At 65.9% G+C, this 20,348-nt stretch carries 18 protein-coding genes and 1 riboswitch; of the genes, 3 read left to right on the forward strand and 15 right to left on the reverse strand.

Annotation, left to right across the window (positions count from 1 at the left end):
- Positions 1-3: 3 nt before the first annotated feature.
- From ACXPWS_RS27890 to ACXPWS_RS27925, 8 genes are all read right to left on the reverse strand, one after another.
- Positions 4-882 carry a glycoside hydrolase family 16 protein gene (locus tag ACXPWS_RS27890; protein ID WP_458713720.1) on the reverse strand — a complete coding sequence of 293 codons (879 nt, stop codon included), beginning with the start codon at positions 880-882 and terminating at the stop codon, positions 4-6.
- A gap of 85 nt (positions 883-967) precedes the next feature.
- Complete coding sequence (locus tag ACXPWS_RS27895) at positions 968-2,800, reverse strand: ABC transporter ATP-binding protein (protein WP_458709757.1); 1,833 nt, start codon at positions 2,798-2,800, stop codon at positions 968-970.
- 47 nt (positions 2,801-2,847) lie between these two features.
- The gene (locus ACXPWS_RS27900) at positions 2,848-3,552 is read right to left on the reverse strand and encodes a hypothetical protein (protein WP_458709758.1); all 705 of its coding nucleotides are present in this window, start codon (positions 3,550-3,552) and stop codon (positions 2,848-2,850) included.
- A 146-nt stretch (positions 3,553-3,698) separates the two neighbouring features.
- Complete coding sequence (locus tag ACXPWS_RS27905; protein ID WP_458709759.1) at positions 3,699-4,694, reverse strand: ABC transporter ATP-binding protein; 996 nt, start codon at positions 4,692-4,694, stop codon at positions 3,699-3,701.
- Positions 4,691-5,692, reverse strand: a complete 1,002-nt coding sequence (locus ACXPWS_RS27910) for an ABC transporter ATP-binding protein (protein ID WP_458709760.1) — start codon at positions 5,690-5,692, stop codon at positions 4,691-4,693. The genes ACXPWS_RS27905 and ACXPWS_RS27910 overlap by 4 nt, the downstream gene beginning before the upstream one ends.
- Positions 5,689-6,651 (reverse strand): ABC transporter permease, encoded by a 963-nt coding sequence (locus ACXPWS_RS27915; protein ID WP_458709761.1) that lies wholly within the window; start codon positions 6,649-6,651, stop codon positions 5,689-5,691. Before ACXPWS_RS27915 ends, ACXPWS_RS27910 begins: the two co-directional genes overlap by 4 nt.
- A gap of 2 nt (positions 6,652-6,653) precedes the next feature.
- Positions 6,654-7,691: an ABC transporter permease gene (locus ACXPWS_RS27920; protein WP_458709762.1), complete on the reverse strand. Its 1,038-nt coding sequence runs from the start codon at positions 7,689-7,691 to the stop codon at positions 6,654-6,656.
- Positions 7,692-9,332, reverse strand: a complete 1,641-nt coding sequence (locus ACXPWS_RS27925; RefSeq protein WP_458709763.1) for an ABC transporter substrate-binding protein — start codon at positions 9,330-9,332, stop codon at positions 7,692-7,694.
- Between the two features lie 460 nt (positions 9,333-9,792).
- Positions 9,793-10,008, forward strand: a riboswitch (cobalamin riboswitch).
- A gap of 127 nt (positions 10,009-10,135) precedes the next feature.
- On the opposite strand from ACXPWS_RS27925, the gene metE reads away from it, so the two are divergent.
- On the forward strand, positions 10,136-12,403 hold the full coding sequence (gene metE, locus ACXPWS_RS27930; RefSeq protein WP_458709764.1) for a 5-methyltetrahydropteroyltriglutamate--homocysteine S-methyltransferase: 2,268 nt from the start codon (positions 10,136-10,138) through the stop codon (positions 12,401-12,403).
- 49 nt (positions 12,404-12,452) lie between these two features.
- Here the strand turns inward: metE and ACXPWS_RS27935 are convergent, their stop codons facing one another.
- From ACXPWS_RS27935 to prpD, 4 genes are read right to left on the reverse strand one after another with little or no spacing between them, the layout of a single operon-like run.
- Complete coding sequence (locus ACXPWS_RS27935) at positions 12,453-12,803, reverse strand: WhiB family transcriptional regulator (protein ID WP_458709765.1); 351 nt, start codon at positions 12,801-12,803, stop codon at positions 12,453-12,455.
- The gene (locus ACXPWS_RS27940; RefSeq protein WP_458709766.1) at positions 12,800-13,924 is read right to left on the reverse strand and encodes a bifunctional 2-methylcitrate synthase/citrate synthase; all 1,125 of its coding nucleotides are present in this window, start codon (positions 13,922-13,924) and stop codon (positions 12,800-12,802) included. The genes ACXPWS_RS27935 and ACXPWS_RS27940 overlap by 4 nt, the downstream gene beginning before the upstream one ends.
- On the reverse strand, positions 13,921-14,835 hold the full coding sequence (prpB, locus tag ACXPWS_RS27945) for a methylisocitrate lyase (protein ID WP_458709767.1): 915 nt from the start codon (positions 14,833-14,835) through the stop codon (positions 13,921-13,923). The genes ACXPWS_RS27940 and prpB overlap by 4 nt, the downstream gene beginning before the upstream one ends.
- Positions 14,832-16,337 (reverse strand): 2-methylcitrate dehydratase PrpD, encoded by a 1,506-nt coding sequence (gene prpD, locus ACXPWS_RS27950; protein WP_458709768.1) that lies wholly within the window; start codon positions 16,335-16,337, stop codon positions 14,832-14,834. The genes prpB and prpD overlap by 4 nt, the downstream gene beginning before the upstream one ends.
- A 121-nt stretch (positions 16,338-16,458) precedes the next feature.
- Here prpD and ACXPWS_RS27955 point away from each other — a divergent pair, with 121 nt between their 5' ends.
- Both ACXPWS_RS27955 and ACXPWS_RS27960 read left to right on the forward strand, forming a co-directional pair.
- Positions 16,459-17,868 (forward strand): short-chain fatty acyl-CoA regulator family protein, encoded by a 1,410-nt coding sequence (locus tag ACXPWS_RS27955; protein ID WP_458709769.1) that lies wholly within the window; start codon positions 16,459-16,461, stop codon positions 17,866-17,868.
- A gap of 161 nt (positions 17,869-18,029) precedes the next feature.
- Positions 18,030-18,863 carry an ANTAR domain-containing response regulator gene (locus tag ACXPWS_RS27960; protein ID WP_458709770.1) on the forward strand — a complete coding sequence of 278 codons (834 nt, stop codon included), beginning with the start codon at positions 18,030-18,032 and terminating at the stop codon, positions 18,861-18,863.
- Between the two features lie 64 nt (positions 18,864-18,927).
- Here ACXPWS_RS27960 and ACXPWS_RS27965 read toward each other — a convergent pair whose 3' ends face one another.
- The 3 genes from ACXPWS_RS27965 to ACXPWS_RS27975 are packed head-to-tail and all read right to left on the reverse strand — an operon-like array spanning position 18,928 to position 20,283.
- Positions 18,928-19,554, reverse strand: coding sequence for a flavodoxin family protein (locus tag ACXPWS_RS27965; protein ID WP_458709771.1), 627 nt, complete (start codon positions 19,552-19,554; stop codon positions 18,928-18,930).
- A gap of 58 nt (positions 19,555-19,612) precedes the next feature.
- The gene (locus ACXPWS_RS27970; RefSeq protein ID WP_458709772.1) at positions 19,613-20,020 is read right to left on the reverse strand and encodes a hypothetical protein; all 408 of its coding nucleotides are present in this window, start codon (positions 20,018-20,020) and stop codon (positions 19,613-19,615) included.
- Positions 20,021-20,022: 2 nt separating this feature from the next.
- Entirely contained in the window at positions 20,023-20,283 is a 261-nt protein-coding gene (locus ACXPWS_RS27975) for a hypothetical protein (protein ID WP_458709773.1), read from the reverse strand.
- Between the last annotated feature and the right edge of the window lie 65 nt (positions 20,284-20,348).

The following is a 20,348-nucleotide window of genomic DNA, read 5'->3' on the forward strand; positions in this document are numbered from 1 at the left end:
AGATCAGAAGACGCGGATCCAGTCGATCAGCATCTCGGCCGGGTAGTTGCCGCCGGCGGGCTCGCGCCCACCGGAGCCGCCGACGGCGATGTTGAACACCGGCGCCAGGGTGTAGCCGGGATCGTTGAACGGCCAGTCATCCAGTGAGTTGGCCGGCACGCTGAAGTAGGGCTCCATGCCCGGCGCGTAGTCCTTCCAGAAGTACATGCCGGTCGGCTGCCACGTCATCCGCCAGGTGTGCCAGCCGCTGTCGATCGGATGCGGGTCGGTGGCGAACGACGTGCCGTCCAGCCGGGCGTGCACGGTGGTGCCCGACGGCCAGTCCCGGTTGCCGTACCACTCGACCAGGTCCACCTCACCGCCACGCACCGGGTCATCGTTCAGCAGCCAGAACGCCGGCCAGGCACCGTCGGTCAGACAGTTGAGTTTGACCCGGGCCTCCCAGGTGGTGCCGATACCGCCGCGCCAGTTACCGATGATCTTGGCGCCGGCGTACTTCTCCTGGATGTTCTTGCCGGGGCCGCGGGTGGCGCGGATGACCAGATTGCCCTTGCCGTCCTGGAACACGTGCTCCTGGTCGGTGACGTAGCGGCCCATGTTGAAGGGCTGATCCCATTCGACGGGATTCTTGATCGTCTCGCGGGCAGGCACGATGAACCACTCCGCCGGATTCGGCGGCGAGCCGGCCGGACCGTTGAACTCGTCCTGGAACAGGAACGCCGGCGTGGCCGCGGCGGGCGGCGCGGGCGCACCGGGCGCGGGCGCCGGACCGGGCGCGGGCCCCAGATCGCCGGGCAACGGCTCGGCGTGGGCGGTCTGGGTGGGCAGCACGGCGGCGGCCGCACCGAGGCCGATCATCATCATGACCTTGCGGCGATCCATCTCAGGCACAGCAGAACCTTAGACGATCCAAGTGACGGCGGTCGTTCAGCCTACGTTGGCGTCCTGTTAACACACGGCAAAACGGTCAGGCCGTCTGCGCGTTCTGCGCTTCGTACAGCCGCTTGTAGAGGCCGCCCGCGGCCAGGAGTGAGCGGTGGTCACCGGACTGGGCGATTCGGCCGTCCTCGAGCACCAGGATCCGGTCGGCGACGGCGGCGACGAAGTCCATGTCGTGGCTGATCACCAGGCAGGTGCGGTCGCTGGCGTAGCCGCGGATCACGCCGGTCAGCCGGGCCCGTTGGTCGGCGTCGAGATTCTCGGTCGGCTCGTCCAGCAACAGCACTTCCGGCCGGCGCAACAGGCACCTGGCCAGCGCGATCAACCGCTTCTGTCCACCGGAGGGCACCTGGACGTCGATCACCGTGTCGTAGCCGCGCGGCATCTTCACCGGGTCGGTGATGACGGAGTCGATATGCGCCTGGACACAGGCCTCTTGGATCTGGGCGTCGGTGGCGTCCTGGCGGGCCAGCCGAAGATTGGCCCGGATGGTGTCCTTGGTGAAGAACGGGAACTGGGCGAGTTTGGACACCTGCTCGCGCAGCGAAGCGACGGTGACACCGGAGATGTCGTGGCCGTCGAGCGTGATGCGGCCACGCTGTGGATCCAGGAACCGCAGCATGAGGTTGAACACCGTCGATTTGCCCGAACCGATACCACCGACCAGGGCGACCGTCTCCCCTTCGGCGACGGTGAACGAGAGGCCGTCCAGCACCGCATGTTCGGGGGTGTAGCCGAAGGTGACGCCGTCGAACACCAAGTTTCCGTGTACCGCGCCGAGTGTGGTCGCGCCGGGGAGCTCGACCACCGACGGGCGGGTGTCGAGCAGTTCGTAGGTCGACGCGGCGTTGGGTGCCACCGATTTGTACGTCGTGTAGGCACCCATGACGCGTTGGGCCGCACCGAACATCGTCGGCACCATGCCGGCGAACACCAGCAACCCCGCGAAGGTCAATCCGAAATCGTCGCTGAAGCTGATCCCGACCAGCAGCACCACGACGGTGCTGATCGCGACGAAGATCTGGGAGCCGTTGGCGGTGGCCTGCATCCAGGCCACCGATGCGGCGCCGGCTTTCGCGGCACGCTCTGAGACGTCACGAAAGCGTCTGCTGCGCAAGGGTTCTGCATTCAGCATCTGAATCTCCGAGATTCCGTTGACCGTCTGCTCCAGCTCGGTGGACATGGCCCGGTCCGCGGTCATCTCCTTGCGTACGGCGGCTTGGACGTGTGCGCCCGCGTAGCGCAGCGTGATCAGCGCCAGCGGCGTCAGGACGAGCGCGGCCAGCGTCATCTGCCAGCAGATGATCATCAGATAGCCGATCGCGGCGGCCAGCACGACGGTGTCGATGAGCGGCGGGATCAGGCATCCGGTGAGCAGCCGTTGCACACCGGATGATTCCGCGGTCACCCGCTGGATCAGCTCCCCGGTCCGCGAGCCGACGAAGAAATCCAGCGACAGTGTCTGCAGGTGGTCGTGCACCCGCTGACGGATGTCGACCACCAGAATCTGCTCGACCTTGGCACCCACCCAGCCGTTGACGAAGTACATCAACTGGGTCAGCACGAGTGACACGGCCCAAGTCGCCAACAGCACCGCGAACGGCACCGACCCGGCCACCGAATGCAGCAGGCCGTCCTCGCGCGCCACCAGCGGCCCGCGCAGATCCCACACCCCGCTGAGGTTTGCACCGTTGCCCGCGTCGGCGACCACCTGCATCATCGGCCCGAATGCGGCGGCCGACACGTACGGCAGCGCCGAGGCGATGACACCCAGCAGCAGCGAGAACCCGATCAGGCCGCGTACCGCACGCAGCATGCCGAGGCTGCGCCAGATCAGACGCGGTGACGAGGTGGTTTGCACGGGATCAGCATGCGGGATCCGTGCTTTTCGCGGGGGTCAACCCACACTCAGCGGGCGTAGACCTCGTCACCGGACGGGTAGCCGCCACCGGTGGTGGTCACGTGCACGTGGTCGAAATGGCCGTAGCCGCCCCGCTGCGCGCCGCCGGGGGTGTAGTAGACGCCGCGCCAGATGGCGTCCTGGATGCCGAACCGGACCGCGTTCTTCAGTACATACGCGACGATCTCATTGCCCAGGGCGATACCCGACGCCGAACCGGGGTTCGGGATCATCACATCGAGGGCCAGGCCGTCCGGATGCCAGCGCAGCGCGTCCGGACGCACCCCGCCGATGCTGTGGATCTCGGGAAACGTAACGCTGATGGCGCGGGAGGCCAGGATGGTGCGGACCTGCAGGCCTCGTTCGGGCGCGAGGCCGACGGGCAGCAGCAGCGGGCGGGTGTCCACCCGCCAGCGGGACGCGGTGCCGGTCTGTGCGGCCGCGAAGTTGACCTGCGGTGCCACCACGGTGGGGGACGACGAGAAAGCCGCCGGCGCGGCGACGATCTCCAACCCGTAGGGCGTGCTGTCGGCGACCGTGACGATGTTCTGGGCGACCGGGTCGGCGACCCGGGTGGCGGCGAGAGGCTGCACATCGCCCGCGGCCGCGGCCAGGACGGCCACCGGCACGACGAGCCCGGCCAAGGCGACCGACGGCCGGGGCAGCCGAAGCGGCCGGGACCGCCGTCCGCTGGCTAATGCGTGTCGGCTCACCGGCAGCACATTACGACCCATACGAGGCATTTGCAGCAACTTCCGAGATCTGACCGTGTGCTTGTTGTTACAAGTTCGTGATCATAACCGGGCGTGTCGCTGGTGCTCAAATCGAAACCCCGAGCTGTTTCCGCAGGCAGGGGCCGTCAGTCCAGGTGGCGCGGGTGATGGCACGCCGCCACGTGTGACGGCTCCGACGCTCCCGTGTGCTCGACCAGCGCGGGCTCGTCGGTCTCGCAGATCTCGGTCGACCAGGGGCACCGGGTATGGAACCGACAACCCGGGGGTGGGTCGATCGGGCTGGGCGGATCACCGTCGAGCACCAGGCGTTCCCGGGTGGCGTTGCGCCGCGGATCCGGCACCGGGACCGCCGAAAGCAAGGCGTTGGAATAGGGGTGCAGCGGGTGCTGGTAGAGGTTGGCCGCCCGGGCACTTTCGACCACTTTGCCCAGGTACATCACCGCCACCCGGTTGGACACGTGCCGGACCACCCCCAGGTCGTGCGCGACGAAGAGGTAGGACAACCCGAATTCGTCCTGCAGATCCTTGAGCAGGTTGACGATCTGCGCCTGCACGGACACGTCCAGGGCCGACACCGGTTCGTCCGCGATGATCAGCTTGGGCCGCAGTGCCAGCGCCCTGGCGATCCCGATGCGCTGGCGCTGACCGCCGGAGAACTCGTGTGGGAAGCGGTCGGCGTGTTCGGGCCGCAGGCCGACCCGGTCCAACAGCTCCTGGACCCGGGTCCTGGTCTCCCGCCCGGAGGCCAGCCCATGCAGTTCCATCGGCGCGCCGATGATCTGCCCCACCCGTTTGCGCGGATTCAGCGAGGCGTACGGGTCCTGGAAGATCATCTGGATCTGGCGGCGCATGGGGCGCAGTTCGCGCTGGCTCTTGCCGACCAGTTCCACCCCGTCGAACCGCACCGAACCCGAGGTGGGCGTGGTCAATTGCATGATCAACCGGCACAGCGTGGACTTCCCGCAGCCCGATTCGCCGACCAGGCCCAGGGTTTCGCCCTCGTCGAGGGTCAGGCTGACACCGTCCACGGCGCGCACCCGGCCGACCTCGCGGTCCACGATCACACCCGATTTGATCGGGAAATGCTTGACCAGGTCGGTGACCTCCAGGAGAGGACTCATGTCACCACCGGCTTACGCAGCCCGATTCGGCCGTCCACCACGCGCAGGGTGCTCTTCTGCTCAGGGCTCAGCCAGCATCGATCCCGGTGCAGCGGTGGCGGTTCCACGCATTTGTCGAAAACGTGCGGGCAACGCGGCGCGAACCGGCAGCCGACCGGAAGGTCGGCCAGCGACGGCGGTGTCCCGACGATCTGGGCCAGCCGTTCCGGGTTCGGTTGATCGAGACGCGCCAGCGATCCCAGCAGACCCCAGGTGTAGGGGTGCTGCGGGTCGTAGAACAGCTCGTCCAGCGTGGCCTCCTCGACGATCTGGCCGGCATACATGACGGCCACCCGGTCGGCGACTTCGGCGACCACCCCCAGGTCGTGGGTGATCAGCACCACGGCCAGGCCGAGTTCCTCGTTGAGCCTGGCCAGCAGGCGCAGGATCTGGGCTTGCACCGTGACATCGAGCGCGGTCGTCGGCTCGTCGGCGATCAGCACGTCGGGGTCCAGGGACAGCGCCATCGCGATCATCACCCGCTGGCGCATGCCGCCGGAGAACTCGTGCGGGTAATCACGCACGCGCCGTTCCGGATTCGGGATACCCACCGAGCGCAGCAGTTCGACGGCGCGCTCGCGCGCCGCGCTCTTGGGTAGGTCACGGTGCGCCCGGATCATCTCGATGAGCTGATCTCCGACCCGGTACACCGGGTTCAGTGACGTCATCGGATCCTGGAAGATCATCGCGATCCGCTCACCGCGCACCGCGCGCCAGCCGTCGTCATCCAGGGCGTTGAGGTCGGTGCCGTCGAAATGCACGGACCCGCCGATCGTGGCGTTCGGCGACCGGGTCAGCCCGAGCAGGGTCTGCGCGGTGACACTCTTCCCCGAGCCCGATTCACCGACGATGGCCAGGATTTCACCGCGATCCAGTCCGAAGCTCACCCCGTCGACCGCACGCACCACACCACCGTCGGTGGCGAAACTGACGGTCAGCCCGTCGACTTCGAGCATCATGCCGGTGCCGCCTCTCCGAGCCGGATACGCGGGTCCAGGAACGCGTACAGAACGTCGACGACGGTGTTGAACAGCACGATGAAGAACGCGCCGAACATGGTGACCCCCATCAACGGCGGGAGGTCCAGGGCGCCGATCGCCTGCCCGGCATACAGTCCCACACCATTGAGGTTGAACACCGTCTCGGTGAGGATCGCCCCACCGCCGACCACCACGCCGAAGTCGAGCCCGAACATGGTCACGACGGGAATCATCGAATTGCGCAGCACGTGCCGGATCCGCACCTGCCGCTCGCTGATGCCCTTGGCCCGGGCGGTGCGGACGTAGTCCTCACTCATCACATCGAGCATGTTGGAGCGCAACACCCGACTGTAGAAGCCGACATAGAGTACCGCCAGCGTGATCCACGGCAGGACCAGGTGATACGCCCACTGTGCCGGGTTTCTGCTCAGCGGGACGTAGCTGCTGGTCGGGAACAGCTGGGCCTTGAAACTCAAGTAGTACAACAGGATTGCGGCAAGCCAGAACACCGGCATGGAGATACCGGTCAGGGCCAGGATCGACAGCAGCCGGTCGGCGAACTTACCCGAGTGCACCGCCGACAAATAGCCGAACACGATCGCCAGCGTCATCCACAGCACCGCCGCACCGATGCAGAGCGAGAAGGTGGCCGGCACGCCTTTCCAGATCTGTTCGACGACGTTCTGCGAGCTGGCATATGAGGTCAGCTCTCCGGTGAAGATCTTGCGCATCATGGTCAGGTACTGCACCGGCAGCGGTTGATCCAGGCCCAGATCCGCGGTGACCCTGGCGATCAGCGCCGGGTCGGCGTTCTTGCCCGCGATACGCACCGCGGGATTCGAGTTGGGGATGACGTTGAAGATGATGAAGATCAGGATGGTGATCGCGAACAGCACCGCGACCATTCCGAGTACCCGGCGGACGACGAATCGAAGCATGGTCAGTGCTCCACCCTGATCTTCGCCCGCGGATCGAGCACGTCCCGCAGGCCGTCGCCGAACACGTTGAGCGACAGCACCGTCAGCACGATCATGGCGCCGGGCACGATGGTCAGGTGCGGCGCCGTGTAGATGGTCTGGTATCCGTCGGCGATCATGGTTCCCCAGGAGGCGTTGGGCGGGCGGACGCCGGCACCCAGAAAGGACAACGCCGACTCCAGCAGCATGTTGTTGGCGATGTTGAGGGTGAAGAAGACGATGATCGTGGAGACCACGTTCGGCACCAGTTCGGTGAACATGATCCGCGCCGAGCCCATCCCCTGCGCCACCGCGGCCTCCACGAACTCCTTCTCCCGCAGCGCCAGCACCTCACCTCGGATCGGCCGGGCCATGTAGGGCACATACACCAGACCGATGATCAGGATCGGGATCCACAGCGAGTCACCGGCGATCGCCAATGGGCCGATCTTCAAGCCGCCCAACGCCAGTGCGGTACCCAATGCGATCCCGAGCAGCAGCACCGGGAATGCCCACACCACGTCCATCAGCCGGGACAGCACCGCGTCGATCCAGCCCCGGTAGTAGCCGCACAGCAGTCCGACCACCACCGCCAGCACCGTCGTCACGGCAGCCGCGGTGATCCCGATGAAGATCGATGTCCGGCCGCCGTCGAGCAGGCGCACCATGACATCGCGGCCGTTCTGGTCGGCGCCCAACAGATAGCGGCCGTGCAGCCCCGGCCCGATCGGGGTGCCGTCGGCCGACACCACGTCCGTCAGCCGGCCGTCAATGAGCACCTTGTCGGTGATGTGGTTTTCGTTGGGACCGGTGTGTGCGACGTGTTCGGCCCATAGCGGCGCCGCCAGGCACGCCAGCACGATCAACAGGAAAAGCACGCCGAACGCCAGGGCGGTGCGGTTGCGGCGCAATCGCATCCACGCCAGATGCCACGGGCTACGGCCCCTGATCTGCTCGATGGGGACACCGACAGGCAGTACAGGCTCACCAGGTGCGTCGATGCCCCCGATCGGGGCGCCCATCTATTTCAGCGCCAGTGCGGCCCAGTCCTGTTGAAACAGGAGATGCGGAACGGTTTTCTCGAAGTCGATGCGCTCGGAGACGAAGGTGGCGAACTCCTCGTTGCCGTAGGGCGCCCACACCGCCTGCTCCATGTACTTGCGGTCGAGGTCGGCGTACTGCTTCTTCACCTCATCCGACATCTGCTCCTTACGGAGCTCGTCCATCTTGGCGTCGAGTTCGGGGATGCTGACCCGGGAGAAGTTGTTGCCGTTGGTCGGCAGGATGCTGGCACCGTTGAGCAGCGGACGGAAGAAGTCGTCCGGGTGCGGGAAGTCCTGGAACCAGTCCCCGAATCCGGTGTCCAGATCGGGTGTCGACTGGTTACCGATGGTGGTGAAGTAAACATCGCCGGCGATCACCTTGAGCGTGGCATTGAAGCCCAGTTGGGTCAGCACGTCGTGGTAGTACTCCCCGATCCGCTTACGATCCGGTTCGTCGTCGGTCCACACCGTGATGTCCTTGTCCGCCGGATTAGCCTCGGCGATCAGCTGTTTCGCTTTGTTCAGGTCAGGTCCGGGATAGAGCTTGTACTCCTCGTAGCCCGGCATGCCCGGGGGCAGGATCTGCTGGGTCGGATGCATTCGCCCGCCGAACACCCGGTTGAGCGCCTCCGGATCGATCGCGTAGTTGATGGCCTGACGGACGCGGATGTCGTTGAACGGGGCCGTCTTGTTGTTCATCCAGAAGTAGTAGGTGTTGATCGAGTCCTCCAACCGGAACCGGTTGCCGAATTTCGCCTTCACCTCCCCCAGACGGTCGGCATCAGGCGGATCGACCATGAAGTCGATGGTGTTCTGCTCGACGCCGGTGACCTGGGCCGAGTTGCTCTTGTTCTGCGTCACGGTGATCTTGTCGACGTGCGCATCGGCCACCTCGTCGGCCCCGGCATCCTTCACCGTCTTGAAGTTCGGGTTTCGCTCCATCGTCATGGTCTGCGGCGCTTCGACTTTGGTGATTTTGAACGGCCCGCTGGACGCGGGCGGGTTGTTGGTCGCGTCCTTGTCCAGCGGTGTGCTGGGCGGCACGGGGGCGGCGAACGGCAACGCCAGGACGTTGTCGAAAGTGCCGTTCGGCTCGGTCAGCACGATGGTGATGTCACCGCTGGCATCGTCGGTGGTGATGCCGCTGATCTTGTCGGCCTTGCCGTCCGCGTACTCACTGGTGCCGACGATCGGCTTGTAGAACACCGATCCGCCGGAATCCGCCTTGAACAGACGTTGGATGGCGTAGGCGAAGTCCGACGCCTTGATGGGTGTGCCGTCGGAATACTTCATATTGGGCCGCAACGTCAATTTGTAGGTCTTGCCGTCCGGCGAGACCTCCGGCATGGCTTTGGCCAGGCCCGGAACCACCGTGGTGCCGTCCGTGCCCTTGGCGTGCTTGTAGGTCAGCAGAGGCGTGTAGACGTTGTACAGCACCTCCCACCCCTCGACGGTGTAGGACAGCTGCGGATCGACGTAGTCGGGGAATGACGTCAGCGTGATGTTGATGTCTCCGCCACCACCGGAGGCGTCCGACGACTCTCCGCCGCACGCCGCCACCCCGAATGCCGTCAGCGCAATCGCACACACTGTGATCGACGCCCTGCGCACCCTGCTCATCCAGTCCCCCTCGTTCTCGCCCGGCCATCCACTCGACGTTCATAAGCTGTACGCCACCGCGACGAGCTCTGGACCATCTTTGTGGAAATCTGGCCATCGGCAACTCGAGAATTCAGATTCGGAAATCCCGCCGAATCGAAAAGCCCAGCATGGCACTGACAATCGTGAAGGTTTGTCAGTTCGGAGGTCAAGCGCGTGATGCTCGCGCCGCGATCACGGAGGCCACGGCTCGTCACCGCCGAAGACACTAGGCGCCAATTCCGGTCGGCATCGCGCGTCCTACCGCGACGATGCGCGTGCCGGTGCTGAATCTGCTTCAGGCGCAGAAAGAGTGGGCTGCCACCGGTGGCGAATACAAGCCACCGAGGTGACGCGCTCGTTCACCTGAGCAGACCGCCCGCAGACCTGCGCTCAACTGGCCGGGTAAAGTACACCTCGCAACTGGTTTGCCGCAGGCGCGTATGTGTCAGCGGTATCGAGCGACGTCACCGGCAGCGGTGACGTCGCGAGAGGGAACCCGGTGGGAATCCGGGACTGTCCCGCAGCGGTATGCAGGAACGAACGCCGTCACACGCACTGGTGCACACAACTGCACTGGGAAGCGACGGCCAGTAGGAATACTCGATTTGGGTATACGCCTGTGAGTCCGAAGACCTGCCAGCTGTGCCGGGCGCGCCGCGTCCGGCGGCGCATCGCCTCGCGGACTGGGCGTATGACCGGAATGGACACCGCGCTTCGGTGCGTTGTTCGGTTCGGTCGCACGGCCTTGGGCGGTGGGCTTCCCCCCGTTTGAAGGACATCCTGTGACGAACACATTCACCGCCACCATCCTCGGCGCCCCACGAATCGGCCCCAATCGTGAGCTCAAGCGAGCCATCGAAGGGTACTGGGCCGGCCGCATCGATCGGGCTCAGCTCGAGTCCGTCGCCTTCGGCCTGCGTTCAGCCATCCGCACCGCACTCACGACGGCCGGCCTGGACTCGGTCCCGGTCAACACCTTCTCCTATTACGACCAGATCCTGGACACCGCCGTTCTGCTCGGCGCATTGCCGGCTCGGGTCACCGGTGTCGAGGACGAGTTGGACCGCTACTTCGCCGCCGCACGCGGCACCACCGACATCCCGCCGCTGGAAATGACCAAATGGTTCGACACGAACTACCACTACATCGTCCCCGAGATCGGCCCCGGCACGTCCTTTGCCCTCAATCCGGCCAAGGTGCTCGATGAGCTGCGCGAAGCCTTGGCCGAGGGGGTGGCCGCCCGGCCGGTCGTCGTCGGCCCCATCACCTTCCTGGCTCTGTCCAAGGCGGTGGATGGTGCCAAGACACCCATCGGGCGCATCGATGAGCTGCTGCCGCTCTACCGGGATCTGCTCCAGCAGCTCGCCGCGGCGGGTGCGCAGTGGGTACAGATCGATGAGCCCGTGCTGGTCACCGACATCCTCGATGACGCACCCGGGCTGGCCGAGCGCGTCTACCAGAGTCTGGGTGAAACACCGGATCGCCCAGCACTTTTCGTCGCCACGTACTTCGGGTCACTGGACGGTGCGCTGCCGGCGCTGGCCCGGACCCCGGTCGAGGCGATCGGGGTGGACCTGGTGGCCGGCGGCGACCAGGCGGTTACCGCCGTGCCGGAGCTGTCCGGCAAGCTGCTGGTGGCCGGGATTGTCGACGGCCGCAACATCTGGGCGACCGATCTCGAGGACGCGCTGAACCGGTTGGCCACCCTGGTGGGATCTGCGGGCGCGGTTGCTGTCTCCACATCGTGCTCGACCCTGCACGTGCCGTATTCCCTGGCACCCGAGACCGAACTGGATGCCGCGCTGCGCAGCTGGCTGGCTTTCGGTACGGAGAAGGTCGCCGAGGTGGTGACGCTGGCGAAAGCGCTGCGCGGCGGCCCGGACTCGGTTGCCGACGCCATCGCGGCATCCGCAAAGGCGGTGGTGTCGCGCAAGTCCGATCCTCGTTTGCACATCGACGCGGTGCGGGCCCGGCTGGCGACGGTGCTCGCCTCCGGTGTCGCGCGCGGGCCCGCGGCGCAGCGGCACGCCAGCCAGGACGCCCGACTCCGGCTTCCGGTGCTGGCCACCACGACCATCGGGTCGTACCCGCAGACGGTCGAGATCCGAAAGGCCCGCGCCGCAAAGAATTCCGGCGAGATCGATCAGGCCGAGTATGAGCGCCGAATGAAGGCCGAAGTCGCCGCTGTCATCGAGCTACAGGAAGAGATCGGGCTGGACGTGCTAGTGCACGGCGAGCCGGAACGCAACGACATGGTGCAGTACTTCGCCGAGTTGCTCGACGGTTTCTTCGCCACCCGCAACGGCTGGGTGCAATCCTATGGCACCCGGTGTGTGCGCCCGCCGATCCTCTACGGCGACGTCGTCCGCCCGCAGCCGATGACGGTGGACTGGATAACCTACGCACAGTCACTGACCACCAAGCCAGTCAAGGGCATGCTGACCGGTCCGGTCACCATCCTGGCGTGGTCGTTCGTGCGTGACGATCAGTCGCTCGCCGACACGGCCAATCAGATCGCTCTGGCGATCCGCGATGAGACGGTAGATCTGGAATCGGCGGGGATCGCCGTCATCCAGGTCGACGAACCGGCGTTGCGGGAGTTGCTGCCGCTACGCGACAAGGACAAGGCCCCATATCTGGCCTGGGCAGTCGGCGCCTTCAAGTTGGCAACGTCGGGCGTCGATGACAGCACCCAGATCCACACTCACCTGTGCTATTCCGAGTTCGGTGAGGTCATCGGTGCCATCGCCGACCTGGACGCCGATGTCACCTCGATCGAGGCGGCGCGGTCCCGTATGGAGGTGCTGGACGACCTTAACGCGATCGGATTCGCCAACAGCGTGGGGCCGGGTGTCTACGACATCCACTCGCCGCGGGTGCCAGCGACCGAAGAGATCGCCGAATCACTGCGGGCCGCGGTGCGAGCCGTTCCCGCAGAACGCATCTGGGTCAACCCGGACTGTGGTCTCAAGACCCGCAGGAACGACGAGGTGAAGGTCTCACTGCAGCACATGGTGCAGGCAGCCCAGCTGGTCCGCGCCCAGCTGTGAGGTAGACATCGTGCCCCGGATTCCGAGCGGATCCGGGGCACGATCTACATCAGGCCTCGCGACGTTCGTCCTGGATCAGGAAAAGCCGGGCGCGGTCAGTTTCTGACATGCCACCCCAGATTCCGAAATCCTCGCCGCCATCGAGCGCGAAGCTCGCGCATTCCCACCTGACCGGACAGTCGGCACAGATTTGTTGGGCATTCGCCACTCGTCGGCGACGGGACTGCGCGGGCTCCTCGTCAGGATGAAAGAACAGGTCGGGGTCGCTGTCACGGCACCGAGCCAGGTGCCGCCAATCGCCGGTTTCGCATGGATCTGGCCCAGTGATCAACTGGGGCTTCACTATTCGCCTCTGCGCTGCCGGCCCTGCTGGGTTGGCCACCAGAACTCGGGTGGTCACGTGAGCGCGCGTTGCGGACGTCCGCTGTACTCACTGAGGGGCCGGATCAGCGCGTTGGACGCCGCCTGTTCGACGATATGGGCGGTCCAACCCGTGATCCGGCTCATCACGAAGATCGGTGTGAAACTGGGGATGTCGAAGCCCATCAGGTAGTAGGCCGGCCCGGTCGGGAAATCCAAGTTCGGCCGGATCTCGGTGGCCGCAAACATGTCCCGCTCCAGCTCGTTGTAGATGTCCAACCAGCGGCGGCCGTCACACGCGGCCGCGACGGATTCGAATGCCGCCTTCATGGTGGGCACCCGCGAGTCTCCGCTGCGGTATACCCGATGTCCGAAGCCCATCACCTTCTCCTTGCGGGACAGCTTGCCGTGTAACCATCCCGACGCCCTGTCCGCGGTGCCGATCTCCAGCATGTCGTGCATCACCGCCTCGTTGGCACCACCGTGCAACGAACCCTTGAGCGCGCCGATGGCCGCCGTCACCGCGCTGTAAATGTCGGACTGCGTCGAGGTGACCACGCGTGCCGCGAAAGTCGATGCGTTGAAGCTGTGCTCGGCATAAAGCACCATCGACTGCTCGAACGCTGCCACGATCACCTTGTCGGGCACCTCACCGAGTGCCATCCGGAGGAAATTCTCCGAGTAACTGAGATGACTGTGCGGCTGGATGGGGTCCAGTCCGCGCCGCCTGCGCATATCGGCCGCGACGATGGTGGGCAGCACCGCGAACATCCGAAGCGACTTGGCGTAGTTGGCCGACTCCGAGGCGTCGTCCTCATCTGGATCTTCGGCACCTAGGTAGCTGATCGCGGTACGCACCACGTCCATCGGATGGCAGGTGTCGGGCAGCTTGGCCAGCAATGACTGCAGTGAGCGGTCGATGCGCCGCGATGCGCGCTCACGCTGGGTGAACTGCGCCAGCTCGCCATCAGTGGGCAGTTCACCATGCCAGAGCAGATAGGCGACCTGCTCGAAACTGCAGTACACGGCCAGATCCTGGACCGGGTATCCACGATAGGTCAGCGAGTTGGTATCCGGAACCACCTTGGAGATGGCCGTGGTGTCCACCACGACACCGGCCAGACCTTTGTGGATCTTCGGCTTGCCCTCGACCAGGCTCATCGTTGCGCTCCCTGAAGGCTGAAATTGTAGATGTCGGAATCGAATTCGTTGTATTCGGCATACCGGAGCAGCTCATAGAGCCGGCTGCGATGCTGCATGCGCCCCAGCAGACCGGACTGCGTTCCGGCACCGCTGATTTCGTGCAGACCGACTTCGACGGCGTACATCGCCAACCGCAGCGTCGTCACCGGGTAAATCACGACGTTGTAGCCGATCTCGGACAGCTGTCGGGCGTTCAGCAAATCGGACTTTCCGAACTCGGTCATATTTGCCAGTAGCGGGGTGTCGATGGCGTCCCGGAACTGTTCGAAGTCGGCAGGTCCGTGCAGGGCCTCGGTGAAGATCAGGTCCGCCCCGGCGTCTGCGTAGGCCTTGGCCCGGTCGATCGCCGCGGGAATCCCCTCGATTTCCGCGGCGTCGGTGCGGGCACAGATGACGAAGTCGGGATCCCGGCGCGCCGCAACCGCCGCCCGCAGCCGCTTGACCATCTCCGACGTCTCCACGACGGCCTTACCGTCGAGGTGGCCGCAGCGCTTCGGGTTCACCTGGTCTTCGAGATGGAGGCCGGCCAGGCCGGCATCTTCGAGAAGCGTGACGGTGCGCGCCGCGCTCATCGGTTCTCCGAATCCGGTGTCCGCGTCGATCAGGGTGGGCAGATCGGTCGCAGCGGCTATTTGCGCACCGCGCGAACACACCTCGGTCAACGTGGTGAGCCCGATATCGGGTAGCCCTAGATCCGCGGACAGCACTGCGCCGGACACGTAGACGCCGTCGAACCCGATCTCGGCGACCAGCTTGGCGACCAGCGGGGAGAATGCGCCCGGGAAGCGTTGCAGGCGGCCCGACTTCAATGCGCTGCGGAAGCTCCGGCGCTTGTCCGCAGCCGAGCCGGCAGCACCGATCAGGCTCATCGGAAGATTCCTGACGAAATCGTCGGCGCCTTGTCCAGCACCCGCGAATCGACCCGCACGTTCAGCACACCCAATCCGCCCGGCTTGATTGTGGCCACGGTGTCGGTCATGCTCAGGAAGCGTTGTTGTTCTCCGGGTTCCAGTACTCCGTCGGCGAGCTCGGTGAATTTGGCAATGTAGTGCGCACGCTCGAATGGCCGCGCGCCCAGTGGATGAGCATCCGCGACGGCCAGCTCGTCGACGATCGTCTCGCCGTTCTTCAAAGTGACCACAGCCTTGGCACCGAAGGCCTTCTCGGCGGGATCATTCGAGTGGTACCGACGGGTCCACTCCGGGTCTTCGACGGTGGAGATCTTGCTCCACAGCTCGACGGTGTCGGGACGGTGCGCGCGCTCCGGCGCGTACGACCGTTCGTGGTGCCAGCTGCCGTCCTGCAGAGCGACCGCGAAGATGTACATCACCGAGTGATCGAGCGTCTCCCGCGAGGCACTGGGATCGAATTTCTGTGGGTCGCCCGAGCCGGTACCGATCACCACATGGGTGTGGTGGCTGGTGTGCAAGACGATCGACGCGATCTGCTCCAGATCGCCGATACGGTCGCGCAAGCGCCGGGCCAGATCGATGGGTGCCTGGCTTTGGTATTCGGCGGAGTGTTCCTTGGTGTAGGTATCCAAGATGGCACGTTTGGGCTCGCCCGGTTCCGGCAGCGGCACCTCGTACGTGCGCTCCGGCCCGCCCAGTAGCCAGGCGATCACACCGTCCTCACCCTCCCAGATCGGGGCTGGGGACCCCTCCCCGCGCATGGCCCTGTCCACGGCCTCGATCGCGACCTTGCCGGCCCACGCCGGAGCGAACGCCTTCCAGCTGGAGATCAGGCCCTTGCGCGATTGCCGGGTCGCGGTGGTCAGGTGCAGCGCCTGCCCGACAGCGGCGTAGATGGTCTCCGGATCCAGACGGAGCATGGTGCCGAGGCCGGCCGCGACCGAGGGGCCGAGGTGCGCGACGTGGTCGATCTTGCGCTCGTGCAGGCAGATTCCCTTGGCCAGGTCCACCTGGATCTCGTACGCGGTGGTGATACCGCGGATCAGGTCGGAGCCACGGATGCCCAGCTGCTGCGCGACGGCTACCAACGCTGGGATGTTGTCGCCGGGATGGGAGTATTCAGCGGCCAGGAAGGTGTCATGGAAGTCCAGCTCACGTACCGCCACACCGTTGGCCCACGCCGCCCACTCCGCCGAAACGCTGCCTCCGACACCGAACACGCCCGCACCCTGGCGGACCGGATGGGCCAAGGCCTGGGCCCGTGCCACGGTCACCGGCCGGCGGATGACCGAGGCCGCCGAGACCGCCGCGTTGTCGATGATCCGGTTGACGACCATCGCCTCGATCTCCGGGAGCACCGGCACCGGGTCGGCGGCGACATGGGCGATCTTCCAGGCAAGGTGTTCGGTACGGGGGAAATCATCGGCACTACGCCGGGTCTTGACCTCATGTTCACGCATGATTCGCACGCTACGCAGGCCGCTATCGCGCGGGAAAGTACCTGTAAATGCGTAATTTTGTGTCCTTTTCCGCCCAGTTTTGCGGATCTTGCGAACATCGTCGGCGGTAGGGTGATGCCCGGTGGCGAAGACATTCGCGGGCGCGCGGTTGAGACGGCTACGCGACGAGAGAGGCCTGACACAGGTCGCGCTGGCGCGCGCACTGGGACTCTCCACCAGCTACGTCAATCAGCTGGAGAACGACCAGCGGCCGATCACCGTCCCAGTCCTGCTGGCCTTGTCCGACCGGTTCGATCTCCCCACCCATTACTTCGCCCCGGACGCCGATGCCCGCCTCGCGGCCGACCTACGCGAGATCCTGTCCGACGGGCCCGCGACGCCGGCGCAGATCGAGGAGCTGGTGGCACGGATGCCCGAGGTCGGGCAAACGATGGTCAATCTGCATCGCCGACTGCACGATGCCACGGCCGAACTCGAATCGGTGCACGGCCGGGCCAATCTGGACATCCAGTCCGGAGTGCAACAGCCGATGCCGTTCGAAGAGGTGCGCGACTTCTTCTACGACCGGCGCAACTACATTGACGCTCTGGACCGTGCGGCCGAGGACCTTTTTCTCCGGAGCCGGCTGCGGGTGGGTGGTCTCGACGGTCAGCTGGCAGACCTGCTAACCGACAAATTCGGCATCACCGTCCGTGTCGATGACGGCAATGCCTTGGGCCCCAATGTCAAACGGCGATACCAGCCGGAAACCGAAGTGCTACACATCGCACGGTGGCTACTACCCGGGCAACGCGCCTTCCAGCTCGCCACCCAACTGGCCCTGCTACTGCACTCAGACCTGCTTGCGGCGACCGTGGCGACCGACGATCAACTCAGCGCCGAGGCGCGGGACGTGGCCCGTATTGGTCTGGCCAACTATTTCGCCGGTGCGTTGCTTCTTCCGTACCGGGAATTCCTCAGTGCCGCTGAAGAACTACGCTACGACATCGACCAGCTGGCCCGACGGTTCGAGGTCGGGTTCGAAACCATCTGTCACCGGTTGTCCACCTTGCAGCGTCCCGACGCCCGGGGCGTTCCATTCATCTTCGTCCGCACCGACAGCGCCGGGAACATCTCCAAGCGCCAGTCCGCCACGGCTTTTCACTTCTCCCGGGTCGGTGGGAACTGCCCACTGTGGGTGGTGCACCATGCCTTCGCCCAACCCGGTGACTTCCTCACCCAGGTGGCGCAGATGCCGGACGGCCGAAACTACTTCTGGCTGGCCAAAACCTCGGCCTCCACGCCGAGCGGATACCTGAGCACACCCAAGAGCTTCGCGATCGGCCTCGGGTGTGACCTCGCGCATGCGGACAAACTCGTGTACTCCGTCGGGATCGATCTCGCCGACCCCGAGGCCACCGTGCCAATCGGTGCCGGATGCCGGATCTGCGACCGGCCGACCTGTCCACAGCGAGCGTTTCCCTACGTGGGCCGACCGGTCAAGGTGGACCCGCAGACGAGTACAAACCTGCCGTATCTGCCTGCCGGCTGACTCCCGCCGTCACACCAACATCTGCAGGTGCGCCGGTCACAGCACCTCGCCAGGAGATCGTCGCCGCACGGAGTCGACGCCGAGACAGTGGGGTGACCAGCGGCACGGCCTGATATCCCGACCACTCGTTGCGCCCCGCTCAGCTATGCCACACTGGCTGGATGGTTTCGTCGGATCCCCGCACGGCCGCCTCGCTGCCGGCAAAGGCTGGCCAGGAGACGACCGTCGTGGCCGGACTCACCATCGCGGCCGCTGCCGGGGGTCAGATCGGCCCCACCGAGCTGGGCCGGATACTGCTCTCGGTGAGCCGCAGTGTCGATGACGAGGACGACCTGCTGGCCCTGCTCCAGCACCTGGCGCAGATCGCCCGGCACGCGATCGCCGGCGCCGACAGCACCGGGGTGACCATCGACCTCGGCGGCCGTACCTACACCGCCGTGCACACCGACCGCCGCACGCTTCGGGTGGACACCGAGCAATACGACGCCGGGGAAGGCCCGTGCCTGCAGGCCGCCCGCACCCGTGCCATCGTGCTGGTGGATTTCGCCGAGGCTGCCGCCACCTGGCCGAAGTTCGCCGCCGCCGCGCGCGAGGAGGGCATCCACAGCTTCCTCGCCGCCCCACTGATGACCGCCGATCAGTCGCTCGGGTCGCTCAATATCTATGGCCGGTCGCCGTCGGCCTTCGACAGTTTCGACGCCGAGGTCCTCGACCTTTTGACCACGGCGGTTTCCCGTGCGGTCGGCGACTTCGGCCGCTTCCGGTCGGCCCGGGAGGTGGCCACCGGGCTGCAACGTGCCCTGGAGACGCGGGCACCCATCGAGCAGGCCAAGGGCATGTTGATGGCCATCCACGGCATCGACGACGACGAGGCGTTCGCACGGCTTCGCCGGCAGAGTCAGAACACCAACGTTCCGCTGCGCACGCTGGCCGTCCAACTCGTCGAACAGCTCACGGCGCCACCCGGGTCCAGCACCGACGGCGAAGCCGTCTAATCGAGCACCGACGGCGAAGCCGTCTATAACCAGCACCGACGGCCAAGCCGTCTAGAACCAGCGGTCAGCCCGGATAGGGCGGGTACTGCGCTTTTTTGAGCGCCCTGGCCAGCTGCGCGGCGTTGCGCGCGGCGGCCGCGGTCGCCGATGCCACCGCCTCGGGCACCTCGTCGAGGTCGTTGTAGTCGGTGGATCCCATCGCCGGGCCGTTCCAGTAGGTGCAACCCTGGCCGGGAATGCTGTAGCCGACATCGTTGAGGCCCTGGAACAGGTCGGCGACGGTCTTGTGCGCGCCGTCCTCGTTCCCGACGACGCTGACGATGGCGACTTTGCCGAGCAGCACCGGCCGGCCCTGCTCGTCCTTGTTCGACAACTCGGCGTCGAGGCGCTCCAAGACCCGCTGTGCCACCGATGACGGATGCCCCAGCCACACCGGCGTGCTGATGATCAAGATGTCGGCGTCCAGGACCTTGGACCGGATCTGCGGCCACTGATCGGTGTCACCCATGTCGGCCTCGACGCCGGGCGCGATGTGATAGTCCACGCAGCGCACCGCTTCGCAGTCGACGCCGTCCGTCTTGAGCGTGTCGAACAGGTGGGTGGCGATCAGTTCACTGCTCGACGGCGCTGGGCTGGTCTTGAGGCTGCATACCAACGCGAGGGCGCGCAACGGCTCGGGTGGAGATGTCATTGCAGCGGTGTAGCCCGCCCCCGACGCCGTCAAACGCAGATTCGGGTGACCCGGGCGCTCAGCTGCCGTCGGGTGATGCCTGGGCCGCTGCCGATGCCGCCGCGGCCTTGGCGGCGCGGCCCTCCGGGCTGCCGGCCGAGTAACCCGCCGACTTGTTCGACGCCGCACCGGACTCGCAGTTCAGCGAGACGACCATCTCTTTGGTGGCCGACCCGCTGCTGTTCGGCGGCGGCTGGGCGGTGCGTTGCTGAGCGTTGACGACCACGCAGTCGTCACGGTTCTGCACGTCTCCGAACGTGGTGCCCACGATGACGGTGTAGCCCGCGCCGCTGAGCGCCGCCGACGCGTCACTGTATTTCTGTCCGTTGACGTCGGTGCCCGCCGCGGCGGCACTTCCGCTGCTGATCACGGCGACGACACCCGCGCTGACCGCGGCGAGCCCGACTCCCAGGGCGATCCGTTTCATCGTCAGCCCTTCTTCGGTACGGCCATGGTGGTGGGTTCCACGGTGGCCGGCGTCGTCCAGGTGGCCGTCGCGCCCATATTGGCGGGCACCACGACCGGCGAGGAGAAGGTGGTGTTGGCGGGCGCGTCACCCGATCCGGCCAGCATGCTGGCCGCGCCGCCGCCGCTGTGCGCGGCGCTCAACGCGCCGAGGGTGATCATCGCTCCGGCGCCGACCACGCCCAGCAGTGCGCGCCGGGAGCGCCATGACGAGTGTGTGTTCATGCCGCTGATCGTGCTTGCGGCAACCGCAAACCGGCTGGACCCCGGCTGTGATGTTGCTGCCGCAA

It is taken from the genome of Mycobacterium sp. BMJ-28 (assembly GCF_054404835.1).

What these genes read in the sequence shown, in the direction of transcription:
- ACXPWS_RS27890 (WP_458713720.1), bottom strand. Translation starts at nt 882, where the DNA reads ATGGATCGCCGCAAGGTCATGATGATGATCGGCCTCGGTGCGGCCGCC.
- ACXPWS_RS27905 (WP_458709759.1), bottom strand. Translation starts at nt 4,694, where the DNA reads ATGAGTCCTCTCCTGGAGGTCACCGACCTGGTCAAGCATTTCCCGATC.
- ACXPWS_RS27910 (WP_458709760.1), bottom strand. Translation starts at nt 5,692, where the DNA reads ATGATGCTCGAAGTCGACGGGCTGACCGTCAGTTTCGCCACCGACGGT.
- ACXPWS_RS27915 (WP_458709761.1), bottom strand. Translation starts at nt 6,651, where the DNA reads ATGCTTCGATTCGTCGTCCGCCGGGTACTCGGAATGGTCGCGGTGCTG.
- ACXPWS_RS27920 (WP_458709762.1), bottom strand. Translation starts at nt 7,691, where the DNA reads ATGGGCGCCCCGATCGGGGGCATCGACGCACCTGGTGAGCCTGTACTG.
- ACXPWS_RS27925 (WP_458709763.1), bottom strand. Translation starts at nt 9,332, where the DNA reads ATGAGCAGGGTGCGCAGGGCGTCGATCACAGTGTGTGCGATTGCGCTG.
- ACXPWS_RS27940 (WP_458709766.1), bottom strand. Translation starts at nt 13,924, where the DNA reads ATGAGCCTGGTCGAGGGCAAGCCGAAGATCCACAAAGGTCTGGCCGGT.
- prpB (WP_458709767.1), bottom strand. Translation starts at nt 14,835, where the DNA reads ATGAGCCTGATCGGTGCTGCCGGCTCGGCTGCGGACAAGCGCCGGAGC.
- prpD (WP_458709768.1), bottom strand. Translation starts at nt 16,337, where the DNA reads ATGCGTGAACATGAGGTCAAGACCCGGCGTAGTGCCGATGATTTCCCC.
- ACXPWS_RS27960 (WP_458709770.1), top strand. Translation starts at nt 18,030, where the DNA reads ATGGTTTCGTCGGATCCCCGCACGGCCGCCTCGCTGCCGGCAAAGGCT.
- ACXPWS_RS27965 (WP_458709771.1), bottom strand. Translation starts at nt 19,554, where the DNA reads ATGACATCTCCACCCGAGCCGTTGCGCGCCCTCGCGTTGGTATGCAGC.
- ACXPWS_RS27970 (WP_458709772.1), bottom strand. Translation starts at nt 20,020, where the DNA reads ATGAAACGGATCGCCCTGGGAGTCGGGCTCGCCGCGGTCAGCGCGGGT.
- ACXPWS_RS27975 (WP_458709773.1), bottom strand. Translation starts at nt 20,283, where the DNA reads ATGAACACACACTCGTCATGGCGCTCCCGGCGCGCACTGCTGGGCGTG.